The 12,860-nt window shown below is 48.4% G+C and carries 10 protein-coding genes; 2 read left to right on the top strand and 8 right to left on the bottom strand.

All coding sequences use genetic code 11. The annotated features are described in order from the left end of the window. The first annotated feature begins 10 nt into the window (after positions 1-10). Positions 11-1,207: a tyrosine--tRNA ligase gene (tyrS, locus tag FJD32_RS16375; RefSeq protein ID WP_088585912.1), complete on the top strand. Its 1,197-nt coding sequence runs from the start codon at positions 11-13 to the stop codon at positions 1,205-1,207. Between the two features lie 165 nt (positions 1,208-1,372). Here the strand turns inward: tyrS and FJD32_RS16370 are convergent, their stop codons facing one another. The 8 genes from FJD32_RS16370 to gltB all read right to left on the bottom strand — a co-directional run bounded on the left by FJD32_RS16370 (position 1,373) and on the right by gltB (position 11,314). Then, the gene (locus tag FJD32_RS16370; protein WP_037427601.1) at positions 1,373-1,801 is read right to left on the bottom strand and encodes a hypothetical protein; all 429 of its coding nucleotides are present in this window, start codon (positions 1,799-1,801) and stop codon (positions 1,373-1,375) included. Between the two features lie 123 nt (positions 1,802-1,924). Further along, positions 1,925-2,416, bottom strand: coding sequence for a nuclear transport factor 2 family protein (locus FJD32_RS16365; RefSeq protein ID WP_037415527.1), 492 nt, complete (start codon positions 2,414-2,416; stop codon positions 1,925-1,927). 1 nt (position 2,417) lies between these two features. Then, a complete protein-coding gene (locus tag FJD32_RS16360; protein WP_037427599.1) occupies positions 2,418-3,044 on the bottom strand; it encodes a trimeric intracellular cation channel family protein in 627 nt (208 codons plus the stop codon). Next, positions 3,041-3,418, bottom strand: coding sequence for a DUF2721 domain-containing protein (locus tag FJD32_RS16355; protein WP_037415657.1), 378 nt, complete (start codon positions 3,416-3,418; stop codon positions 3,041-3,043). The genes FJD32_RS16360 and FJD32_RS16355 overlap by 4 nt, the downstream gene beginning before the upstream one ends. Before the next feature lie 55 nt (positions 3,419-3,473). Continuing rightward, a complete protein-coding gene (locus FJD32_RS16350; protein WP_055646707.1) occupies positions 3,474-4,463 on the bottom strand; it encodes a cobalamin biosynthesis protein in 990 nt (329 codons plus the stop codon). A 31-nt stretch (positions 4,464-4,494) separates the two neighbouring features. Continuing rightward, positions 4,495-5,205 (bottom strand): 5'-methylthioadenosine/adenosylhomocysteine nucleosidase, encoded by a 711-nt coding sequence (locus FJD32_RS16345; RefSeq protein WP_055646706.1) that lies wholly within the window; start codon positions 5,203-5,205, stop codon positions 4,495-4,497. Between the two features lie 247 nt (positions 5,206-5,452). Further along, on the bottom strand, positions 5,453-6,859 hold the full coding sequence (locus FJD32_RS16340) for an FAD-dependent oxidoreductase (RefSeq protein ID WP_047537757.1): 1,407 nt from the start codon (positions 6,857-6,859) through the stop codon (positions 5,453-5,455). 6 nt (positions 6,860-6,865) lie between these two features. Beyond that, the gene (gene gltB / locus FJD32_RS16335) at positions 6,866-11,314 is read right to left on the bottom strand and encodes a glutamate synthase large subunit (protein ID WP_088585907.1); all 4,449 of its coding nucleotides are present in this window, start codon (positions 11,312-11,314) and stop codon (positions 6,866-6,868) included. Between the two features lie 586 nt (positions 11,315-11,900). On the opposite strand from gltB, the gene FJD32_RS16330 reads away from it, so the two are divergent. Continuing rightward, on the top strand, positions 11,901-12,830 hold the full coding sequence (locus tag FJD32_RS16330) for a TIGR01212 family radical SAM protein (protein WP_069455411.1): 930 nt from the start codon (positions 11,901-11,903) through the stop codon (positions 12,828-12,830). The last annotated feature ends 30 nt before the right edge of the window (positions 12,831-12,860 follow it).

The raw sequence follows: 12,860 nt of genomic DNA, 5'->3' as shown, positions 1-12,860 counted from the left end.
CCCCGCCGAGATGGCTGATTTAGACCAAGTATTAGCAGAAATTAGACGTGGTACCGACGAGATCCTACTCGAATCGGATCTGCTGGAAAAACTCAAAGAAGGACGTCCACTTCGTATCAAGTTAGGCGCAGATCCTACCGCACCGGACATCCATCTTGGACACACAGTAATTTTAAATAAGTTAAGATTATTCCAAGAGTTAGGTCATGAGGTCATTTTCTTAATTGGTGACTTTACCGGTATGGTGGGTGATCCAAGTGGTAAAAACAGCACTCGTCCACCACTGACTCGTGAGCAAGTGTTAGCCAATGCCGAGACCTATAAAGAGCAGGTCTATAAAATCCTTGATCCTGCAAAAACGCGTATCGAGTTCAACTCGAGCTGGTTAGAGCCATTAGGCGCGGCTGGGATGATTCGTTTAGCCTCGCAGCAAACTGTTGCTCGTATGATGGAACGTGATGACTTTAAGAAGCGTTATGCATCGGGTCAATCAATCGCTATCCACGAATTTATGTATCCGCTACTGCAAGGATATGACTCTGTAGCGCTCAAGGCCGACGTTGAATTAGGGGGGACTGACCAGAAGTTCAACCTATTAATGGGTCGTGAGTTACAGAAAGCCGAAGGCCAAAAACCACAAGCTGTGATTATGATGCCACTGCTTGAAGGTTTAGATGGCGTGAAGAAAATGTCTAAATCGGCGCACAACTACATTGGTGTGAGTGAGCCCGCCAATGAAATGTTCGGCAAGATCATGTCGATTTCTGACGAATTAATGTGGCGTTACTTTGAGCTGCTGTCATTCCGTCCTTTGACCGAGATTGAACAGTTCAAACAAGATATCGCCAACGGTGCTAACCCTCGTGATACCAAGATTGCACTCGCGAAGGAAATCATTGCGCGCTTCCACGACGAAGCCGCCGCTGAAAGTGCCCATCAAGCCTTTATCGACCGTTTTCAAAAGGGTGCTATCCCTGATGATATCCCAGAGGTTGAATTAGCGGCGGGTGAAGGCTTAGCGATTGCTAACTTACTTAAAGATGCCGACTTAGTGGGTTCGACTTCCGATGCGATGCGTATGATCAAGCAAGGCGCGGTGAAGATGGATGGTGAGAAGGTTGACGATAGCCGTATGACCTTAAGCGCTGGCACGGTTGCCGTATTCCAAGTCGGTAAGCGTAAGTTTGCTAAAGTGACTTTGGTTTAACCAATCTGAGTTTAGCTTGAATCGAATATCACGACTCGAGTACAGTGAATAAGTGCTTATTACGGTTAATAAGTACTTACCAAGTAAGAAGAAAGAGCGCCTAACTAAGGGCGCTCTTTTTATATCTGCATTTTATCTGGTGCTGGCTACATGTGAGATGCAGGCTTAAGGTGCCGTACTGGCCTCATGTTCACCAATATTACATCTGTCGGTGCCAAAATGCTGGCCATCACGACACTTCCAAGCTAGTTGAGCTGAATCGACCTGCCAGCGTTGGGCATCTTTTTTGAGTGATAAAATCAACAGCATTTGTGGATGTTGTTTAGATATTTCACTCACTTGATAGGTCAATATTCCATACTTTGTCGGCTGGGTCCGAACTAGGGTGAACTTTTGCCCCGCGTATTGGTTACTTATGGTTTTGGGATCTTCACTCCAAGCTTGATGTTGTGCTTGGGCAACACGCAGTTGTTGATTGAAATGGCTTACAGGTTGCACCGCATAGGAAACAATAATCGGCTGCTGCGCTTGTGCGTTGGGCACGAGTATCAAAGCATTTAGGGCGAGCAGGGCAATCAGTCCAAAAAACTTCATACAAACCTCATTGAAACTAAACGAACGAATTAGGCATTCAGCGCCATGGTTCGGTCGCATGACTCATTGTAGATTTCGACTCATTTTTAGGGCTCAAGTTTCAATCAAAGCGAAATTTTGTGATTATTGCATCGCTAATTGGTCTGACATGGTCTGATAGTCAATCAGATCCACATGCTCTGCGACTCTATGGTTGCGCATATCAAGTTTAAGGCTAGTCACGCCAGGGATAGCGACATCAATGATTTTGCCGGGCTTACCAAATTGCTCCCCTGGCCCCTTAAAGTGATAGTTACCAATCATCACCACTAATGAGCCCGCGTTATACATATGCTCGATATTAAAATCATATTCGAGCACTCCCTCATGGGCGCGCTCGAAAAAGTCGATAATAAAACGACCACCCGTGTATTTACGATTGGCAGTTTTATCGAAGAAAATACTATCGCGGTTATAGAATTTGCCGAGTGTTTTATAGTCGTGTTCAGTGAGCGCGTTCATATATTTGATGGCTAACTGTTGTTCCGCAGGCATTTCCCCTGAGTTTGCATGTACAGACACAGGAAACAGCGCCGGAATAAACATAAGGCAGACTAAAAGACACAATATTCGCAAACTATTCCCTCTTGGTTTTGAGATCAAAGGCGGGTAACGACAAATGCCATTTGATGGCGCATAGGCGGATCATTAATGCACTGGTCATGGCTAAAAACAGTGCCGTTTTTTCGCCCATACCCAAGGCTAAGCTTACGGTATAACCAATACCGCCGATAATAGAGGCCGTGGCATAGATTTCTGTGCGCAATACCATAGGGATTTGTCGGCACAGTAAGTCTCGAATAATGCCTCCTCCTACGCCCGTGATCAAGCCCATCACGACGGCAATCATGCCACTTAGCCCCATATTGAGGGCTTTTTCTGCACCAATCACAGTGAACAGGGCTAAACCTAAGGCATCAGCTACGGGGAGCGTATACTCCGGCATCTTGCGTGGTCGGCGTACTAACAGCAAACAAGCTAGGACAGTGGCGAGTATGACTATGATGTAGTTCGGGTCGCGGATCCAAAACACGGGTGTGGCGCCAATCAGCGCATCACGGATACTGCCACCACCTACAGCTGTGACCGATGCGAGCACTATCACCCCAAAGGGGTCCATGCGATGACGTCCTGCTGCTAAGGCGCCGGAAAGGGCAAATACTGCTGTGCCACATAAATCGAAGAAGTAAATCCAATGGTTCATTTACTCATCTCTTTGATATGGATATTCAGCGCATCCACAGAAATACGAATTTCAATGACAGATAAAATCAGTGAATAAAGTAGGAGTAACAAGCTGGCACCAAAGATGATGGAGCCAGTCTTGTTAAAACCGATATAAATAAAAATCATACAGAGCACACACAGGGCAAAACTCGATACACCAGCTTCCTGCATGCGGCGAATAATCCTGATCCGCTGACTTAAGTTTTTAATCTGATCCTGATGCACGGGTTTGTCGCCGTTACTTAACTGACGGATCAATGCTGCCAGTGCAAAGAATCGGTTGGTATAAGCAAGTAATAGCAAAGAAATTGCCGGAAATAACAACGCAGGAGTTGTTAATGAGACATGCATGTTTTCGAACAAGATAGTCAGCCTTTAACCTAATGTTAAGATGAGAGGCATCATATCACAGGGTTTGTAGCCAGCGTAAACCCGCCCAAAGGAAGGGAAGAAGCGTGATAAAACTAAACCAAATTGCGCAGGCGCGTGAGGTGAGTTTTACTGCGGGGGTAATACTCTCATGGTGCGGCTGTGGGCCATAGACTATCTTTGCTACATCAATGCGTTGCCCCGAAAACTTCTGCGGTCCGCCTAATTCAATCCGTAAAATATTCGCCACTAAGGACACACTCATCACATAACCCCGTAGGGCGGGATGATTTTTAGAGGTGCGAAACAGCAATGCCAAGGCTTTAGGGCCACCCTGAATCGCAATAGACAGGCTCCATAACCAAGCGGGTATTGCCAGTAGTACCGTTGAGATAATATTCACAGTACTGCAAAAATGCTGATATTTAGGTTGTATAGGTGGCCAGCTGAGCTCGAGTTGTTTAATCATTCTGACCGCCAGCACCATAGGCGCACCCGCGATCGCAAAGAAGAAGATAGTCGAAGCCGTACCGTAAATTGGCGCTGTAGCCAATTTTTCAATCGTCGCTTTGGTTAAGCCCACTTCCGATAGGTTATCCGTATCACGGACAACCCACGGCTGTAATAGCTTTTTTGCGCTGGCATTATCCTCGCGGTTTAATGCTTTAGCGATTTCGTCGGCCACTTGGCTAAAGCCCGCATCACTCAAACACAGATACAGCACTAAAAACTCAAAAAACCATGGGAAGGCTGCGAGCTCGAGCAAAAAAGTAATAATCGCCCAGAAGGGGAATACCAGTAACAACATGGCTAAAAAGCCAGCGGTTGCCTGTTGGCTGGGCGCGCGCCCGGGGCGATTGACTTTGGCTGCGAGTTGTTTGGCTAAGTGACTAAACCAAATCAGTGGCTGCATTTCTCTGGGTAATGGCGCTAAACGCGCCAGTAATAAAGCTAAGAAAAGTACCAAGAAGCATTCAAACAAAGCGCCATCAATTTCGACAAGTTGTTGATAAAAAGAGCTTTTCATCAGGTACTTTCCACAAATATGCTTTTGTTTATTACTGTACTGAGTTTGTATCTAATTGCTCAAGTAGCAACATCACCATCAGCGCTGAATGGTAGCCCGCTTTCACAATATAGGAATCAAAATCGACGGGCGAGTCGTTGTTGGCGTTGTCAGAGAGCGAGCGAATCACCACAAATGGCACGCCAAATTGGTGGCACACTTGAGCAATTGCCGCGCCTTCCATCTCACAGGCCGCCATGGTTGGGAAGTGCTCCAACATGGTCTTGGTACGTACTGGATCGCAAATAAAGCTATCGCCAGTACAGATTAAGCCTTCAATCGCTTTCACTTCGCCTAATTGTGCGATGGCCTTATTGGCGGCTTCGACTAAGTATGGCGCCGGAATAAATGCAGCAGGTTGCTGCGCCATTTGGCCAATTTCGTAACCAAATGCGGTGACATCCACATCGTGGTGGCGCACTTCGGATGAAATCACGATATCGCCAATCGACAGTGAATCGACAAAACCACCCGCAGAACCTGTGTTGATTACCGCATCGGGGGCGTATTTATCAATCAGCAGCGTGGTGGCAATACTAGCGGCGACTTTACCAATACCAGAGCGCGTCACTACAACGTCTTTGCCCGCTAAGGTGCCAGCGATAAATTCAATACCCGCAATCGTTTGCGAAGAGGCGTTTGTCATAGCCGCAATAAGATGGGCAACTTCTGGCTCCATTGCGCCAATAATACCAATTTTCATGGGAGACCCTTTTGATTCAACTGAATGTGTGATGCCACTAAAAGAGTGGGATAACAGAATGGCGGCTAATATACCACAGTTATGCTTTGACGTTATTGTGGGATTGCGATTGCTTGATTGGGATAATGTTAAACGGCGAATGGGTAAAAAAATGCGCACCCTAAGGTGCGCCAAAATTCACAAGCAAATGGTGGACTCGTGGGTACGAGTCCGAGACTCACAGGTACAGCGGTACAACAAAAAACAATTAATCTAAGTAGTTAAGAATACCTTGCGCGGCATCACGTCCTTCGGCAATTGCGGTCACAACCAGATCCGAGCCACGGACCATATCGCCGCCAGCAAATACCTTTGGATTGGTGGTTTGGAATGGGTTATCAGCCTGTTTACTGGCTTTTACTCGGCCCCATTGGTCGAGTTCTATGCCGTAATCGGCAAACCAAGGCGCAGGGCTAGGTTGGAAACCGAAGGCGATAATCACCGCATCGGCGTCGAGTAACTGCTCGCTGCCTTCAATTGCTTCAGCACGTTGACGGCCACTCGCATCGGCTTTACCCATTTGGGTTTCAACGCATTCCACACCCACCACTTTACCGTCCTGGGTTTTAATCGCCACGGGTTGACGATTAAACAGGAAGTTCACTCCCTCTTCACGGGCGTTTTGCACTTCGCGGCGTGAACCTGGCATGTTGGCTTCATCACGGCGATAGGCACAAATCACACTGCTGGCACCTTGGCGCACGGCGGTGCGAACACAGTCCATGGCGGTATCACCACCACCTAAGACCACCACACGTTTACCGGCAAGGTTGAGGTAAGGGGTGTCTGGATTACTGCTGCCCATCAGATGATGAGTATTACCAATCAAGTAGGGCAGGGCTTGGTACACGCCTTGGGCATCTTCGCCCTCAAGGCCTGCTTTCATGGCGGTGTAGGTTCCCATGCCGAGGAAGACGGCATCGTATTCCTCAAGCAGTTGGTTAAAGGCAACGTCCTTACCCACAGTTACGCCTAGCTTGAACTCTATGCCCATGCCTTCTAACACAGTGCGGCGAGTTGCCATCACGGCTTTATCCAGTTTAAAGGCGGGAATACCGTAGGTCAGCAGGCCACCAATCTGGGGATACTTATCAAACACCACAGCCTTAACCCCATTACGGGCAAGAATATCGGCGCAGCCTAAACCTGCAGGGCCTGCGCCGACAATCGCCACTTTTTCTTTACGGGGCGTGACCTTGCTCATATCCGGACGCCAGCCTTGGGCGATGGCGGTATCGGTAATGTATTTCTCCACATTACCAATAGTCACTGCGCCAAAGTCGGCGTTTAGGGTACAAGCCCCTTCACAGAGTCTGTCCTGTGGACAGACGCGGCCGCAGATCTCGGGCAGGGTATTGGTCTCATGGACTAAGTCCGCCGCCTCCATGATTCGGCCCTGTTGCGCCAGTTTCAGCCAGTTGGGAATATAGTTGTGCAGCGGGCATTTCCACTCACAATAAGGGTTACCACAATCGAGACAACGGTCCGCTTGTTCACTCACCTGTGCTTGTGCAAAGGGCTGATAAATCTCAATAAACTGAGTCGAACGCTTTGCCGCAGGGTGTTTAGTTGGATCTTTACGACCCACTTCAATAAATTGAAAATCGTTACTCATCTGCTATTACCCCGCTTTTACTGCCAGTTCCGGGCTCGATTGCTCTAATTTGAGCAGATCTGCAACGGCGATATTTTTCGGTTTCACTAATACAAAGCAATCTAACCAGTTGGCAAAGTCGCTTAAGATCATCTTCGCGTGCTCACTGCCAGTCTCGGCCACATGCTCCTCAATCAAGCCTTTTAAATGTTGCTGATGAATAGGCGATTCGAGCTTTTGGGTGTCTACCAGTTCGCTATTGACGCGGCGATTAAAGCGGCCAAATTGGTCGAAAACATAGGCAAAGCCGCCCGTCATCCCCGCGCCGAAGTTGACCCCGGTTTTACCTAGCACGACCACAATACCGCTGGTCATGTATTCGCAGCCGTTATCGCCTAAGCCTTCAACTACGGCGATGGCGCCCGAGTTACGTACCGCAAAGCGTTCACCCGCTTGGCCCGCGGCGAAGAAGCGTCCGCCAGTCGCACCATACAGACAAGTGTTACCGACAATCGCGCTGCGCTCGCTCTGGAATGGGCTACCCAGCGGTGGATAAATCACAATCTTGCCGCCCGACATGCCTTTACCAACGTAGTCGTTGGCATCACCGCAGAGCTTGAGTTCAAGGCCTGGGCTGTTCCATACCCCAAAGCTTTGGCCGGCACTGCCGTTAAAGCTGAGTTTTATCGGTGCCTTAGTGCCTTTAACACCAAGGGTGGTCGCGATATAGCCCGATAGGCGTGCGCCCACTGAGCGGTCAGTGTTGTTGATACTGTAAGCTGCATCGAAACACTCGCCCTTATCGACTGCACTCTGGCACTCGTTGAGCAAATGTTGGTTGAGTAAGCCTAAATCTGCTGGTGGATTGGTTTCCTGCCAGGTGCGCGAGGTGCTGGCCCTGACCTTCGGCTGATACAGGATCGGCGCTAAATCGAGTCCGCGTTGCTTATCGGTTTGGCCTTCTAAGGTATGTAGCCACTCACTGCGGCCGACTAAGTCTTCGAACTTGCTGACCCCTAGGGTTGCCATCCATTCGCGCACTTCCTCGGCGACAAACTCAAAGTAAGTCATCACTCGCTCTGGTAAGCCGTGGTAGTGGTTATCGCGAAGTTTCTTGTCCTGAGTTGCGACACCGGTAGCGCAGTTGTTCAGGTGGCAAATACGCAGGTACTTACAACCTAAGGCAATCATGGGCACAGTCCCGAAGCCAAAGCTCTCGGCGCCGAGTAAGGCTGCTTTGATGACGTCGGTTCCGGTTTTTAGGCCGCCATCGACCTGCAAGCGGATCTTATGGCGTAGGCCATTTTCCACCAGAGATTGATGCACTTCGGCAAGGCCAAGTTCCCATGGGCTGCCGGCGTATTTCACCGAGGTGATAGGGCTCGCGCCCGTGCCACCATCGTAGCCAGAAATAGTGATCATATCGGCGTAGGCTTTTGCCACTCCAGTGGCGATCGTGCCGACACCTGGCTCAGACACTAACTTCACGGAGATCAGTGCCTTGGTATTGATTTGTTTTAAATCGAAAATCAGCTGGGCTAAGTCTTCGATAGAATAAATATCATGGTGTGGCGGTGGTGAAATTAAGGTTACACCGGGGCGCGCGTGGCGCAGCCCTGCAATTTCTACACTCACCTTATGGCCTGGCAGTTGTCCGCCTTCACCGGGTTTTGCACCCTGGGCAACTTTAATCTGCAACACATCGGCATTGACTAGGTAATGGGCGGTTACGCCAAAACGTGCCGAGGCAATTTGTTTAATCGCCGAGTTACGTTCGGTGTTAAAGCGGCGAGCATCCTCACCACCTTCACCCGAGTTAGAGCGGCCACCTAAACGGTTCATGGCAATGGCTAATGCTTCATGGGCCTCGGGGCTTAAGGCACCGATACTCATGGCCGCACTGTCAAAACGTGGGAACAAGTTACTAGCAGCCTCGACCTTATCCAGTTCAATTGCAGCTTGGTCAGCCTTAATGCCAATCAAATCCCTTAGGGTGGCAACTGGTCGGTTATCGACTAATTCGGCAAACTTCTTATAGGTCGCAAAATTTTTGTCGATTAAGGATGCCTGCAATGTGTTGACCACATCAGGGTTGAAGCAGTGGTACTCACCGCCATCCACGTATTTGAGTAAACCACCCTGTGGCAGTGGCACATGGGCGCGGTAAGCGGCTTTATGCAGCAGCGCTTGATCGTTGGCGATATCCTCAAAGCTTGCACCTTCTATACGGCTCACCACACCTTTAAAGCACAGTTCAATCACATCACTGGCGATACCAATGGCTTCAAACTGCTGGCTACAACGGTAGGAGCCGACGGTGCTGATCCCCATCTTAGACATGATCTTACGTAGACCCTTCTCGATGCCGTAACGGAAGTTGAGCATCAAGGCTGTGGTATCGGTTAAATCATGGCGTTTAGCCAGATCTGAGATTGATTCATACACTAAATAGGGATAAATCGCCGTGGCGCCAAAGCCGAGTAGCACTGCAAAGTGGTGCGGATCTCTAGCTGATGCAGTCTCAACGATGATGTTGGTATCGCAGCGCAGGCTCTTACTCACCAGCATTTGTTGCACCGCGCCCACCGCCATGGCTGCTGGAATCACCTGCGCCGATTTATCAATTGCGCGGTCGGATAAAATCAGCAGCGTAGTGCCACTGCGGGCTAAACGCTCGGCTTCCGAGGTGATGCGGCGGATAGCGTGTTCTAAGCCTTCCTTCGGATCGTAGTTTAAATCGACGATATTAGCGCGATAGTAAGTGCTATCTAATCCGAGTAATTGATTGAAATCACTGAATAATAAGATTGGTGAGTTGAACATCACTCGATAGGCATGGCCAGTAGTTTCGTTGAAGAGGTTTTGTTCGCGGCCAATGCAGGTCGCCAGAGACATCACGTGCTTTTCACGCAATGGATCGATAGGCGGGTTAGTGACTTGAGCGAATTTTTGCCTGAAATAGTCATAGAGCGAGCGTGACTTTTTCGACAATACGGCCATTGGCGTATCATCGCCCATGGAGCCAGTCGCTTCTTCGCCTTGTTTTGCCAGTACCCAAATCACTTGTTCAAGCTCTTCGCGGGTGTAACCAAATTGCTTTTGGTATTGCAGTAGTTGCTCAGGACTTAATTCACTGGCGCCATGTTGCTCTGTCGTTAGCTGCTCGGCAGGAATTAAAGTACGACTGTTTTTCGCCATCCATTCTTTGTAGGGGTGGCGACGCTTAAGATCGTTATCGATTTCGAATGACTGATATAACCGGCCATTTAATGTATCTAACACTAACAGCTCGCCTGGGCCGACACGGCCTTTTTCAATCACTTCATCGGCGGCGTAGTCCCAAATGCCGACTTCTGAGGCAAGGGTTAAGATACGATCTTTGGTGATCACATAACGAGATGGGCGCAGACCGTTACGATCGACCGCGCAAGCGGCGTGGCGACCGTTGGTCATTACGATACCTGCAGGACCATCCCATGGCTCCATATGCATGGAGTTAAAGTCATAGAAGGCTTTTAGCTCGTCATCCATCTCAGGGTTACTTTGCCATGCTGGCGGGATCAGCAAACGCATGGCGCGGTATAAGTCCATCCCGCCAGAGAGCAGCATCTCGAGCATATTGTCGAGGGAGGAGGAGTCAGAACCCGTTTCATTCACAAAGGGTGCCGCCTGCTGTAAGTCAGGCAGCAGCGGCGAATTAAATTTATAGGCACGGGCACGGGCCCATTGGCGGTTACCGGTAATCGTATTGATCTCGCCGTTATGGGCAAGATACCTGAAGGGTTGAGCGAGTGGCCATTTAGGTGACGTATTGGTTGAAAAGCGTTGATGGAATAAACAAATAGAGCTCTTCAAACGGATGTCGGCAAGGTCGGGATAGAATGCGGGCAGGTCGGCTGGCATCATCAAGCCTTTGTAGACGATGACTTGACCTGAAAGACTTGCGACATAAAAGTCTTTATCGTCAGTAATTTGTTGCTCTAAACGGCGGCGAGCCATGTAGAGACGTCGCTCAAGGTCTTTCTCACGCCAACCAATGGGGGCGTTAATCAGCACTTGATAGATTTGCGGTAGGCTCGATTTACCAATCTCACCCAATACCTCAGGATTGATAGGGACTTTACGCCAACCAGCGATACTTAATGTTTCACGCTCCAGTTCGCGTTCGAGGATGAATTTAGCTTGGTCGGCTAATTCCTCATCTTGGCTTAAAAACAACATGCCTACAGCGAATTTGCGGCTCAAGTGCCAGTCATTTTCTGCGGCTACGGCCTCAAAGAATTGCAATGGTAGCTGCATCAATAAACCACAGCCGTCCCCAGTTCGACCATCAGAGGCGATACCGCCACGGTGTTTCATGCGATCAAGGCCATGGATAGCTGTGCGCACGATACGATGACTGGCTTCGCCATCCATTTGTGCAATCAAGCCAAACCCACAATTGTCCCGCTCAAAACTGGGATGATATAAGCTCATACAAAAACCTCCCTTGACCTCAACGAAATTACTACTCGGGAGAAATGTAAAGACTTTCTATAGATATGCACCCGAACCACCCAAATTATCCTGAGATTAACTAAAGGTCAAACCAAAATTTTGCATAAAATATGGGTATTAATTCATGTTTCATACACAAAACACAATTGCTTGACGTTAACGTTAACTGATTAAAGTGTCGTATAACATTATGAATAAAAAGAATTTTAAAAAATGAAAAACTTGTAAGTTACCAAAATGTAACATTGGCGCGGATTGTTTTTGATTTAGAAATAGTGATTTTTATTGCAAATACAGTGTTTGTATAAAAATATGAAATAAGTGAATTGTTATTCTTTTTGGTTGTGAGTGCTATCACAGAATGTAAAGGCCCTGTGAGGGGCGGCTCAGGTTTTTAGCTTGGATATGGTGAATATTATGAGAGTTTGATTTACCGCCAAGAAAAGTGTGGTCGCTTTGTTTATCATGAGTTTTTTCGTCTATCTACACATCATTATTTCTTCTTTCTTGTGATTTTATCTTGGTTATTTTTAATGAAACGACATGAAATATGGCAGGTGAGCTAATGGGGCTCGATGCATACGTAAACACATTTGGTGCTGTTTGTAAGGCTAAATACGGTGAGCGATTACGCAAGCTCACCATAGATGCCAAATTCACTTGTCCTAACCGTGATGGCACGCTTGGACGTGGTGGTTGTACCTTTTGCAACGTGGCGTCCTTTAGTTATCAGCAAACGGAAACGCTCAGCATCAGTGAGCAGCTAGAACAAGGGAAAGCCCGTTATAAAGAGGCGAAACCCAAGCTGAATGCGGATAAGTTTATCGCTTATTTTCAGGCTTATACGAGCACTTATGATGAGTATCAAGTGTTGATGGCTAAATACGATGAGGCGGTCAAAGACAGTGAGATTGTGGGCCTGTGTGTTGGCACTCGTCCTGACTGTGTGCCAGATAATGTGTTAGATTTACTAGCAAGTTACCAGCAAAAAGGCGTTGATGTGTGGTTGGAGCTTGGGCTACAAACCGCCAACGACAAGACGCTACACAAGATTAATCGTGGCCATGATTTTGCCTGTTATTGCGATACCGTTTTGCGGGCGAGAAGCCGCGGTTTAAAGGTGTGTACTCACCTTATCTTAGGTTTACCCGGTGAAACTCGTCTCGATTACATGGCGACCCTTCAGGCCGTGCTGACGCAGGGCGTAGATGGTTTAAAGCTTCATCCATTACATGTGGTTGAGGGTAGTACTATGGCAAAAGCTTGGCGCGCAGGGCGCTTACCTTTGCTCAGTATTGAGGAGTATGCGGCTTGTGTCGGCGAACTGGTTCGGCATACACCGAAAGAGGTGATATTTCATCGGGTGACCGCCTATGCGAAAAAACCGATACTGCTGGCACCCGATTGGTGTGGTTATCGTTGGAATGGCTTAGTGGCGATTGTTGAGGATCTTGCGAGTAAGGGTGGACAAGGGGCGGCATTAGCGCGACCATAATGTCCATATTTGCTGAATGGATTCATTTGG

Source organism: Shewanella sp. LC6 (assembly GCF_006385735.2).
In the GTDB taxonomy this organism is placed as follows: Bacteria; Pseudomonadota; Gammaproteobacteria; order Enterobacterales; family Shewanellaceae; genus Shewanella; species Shewanella xiamenensis.
Note: the sequence above shows the minus strand (reverse complement) of the source record. Positions and strands in the feature narration are given on the sequence as shown.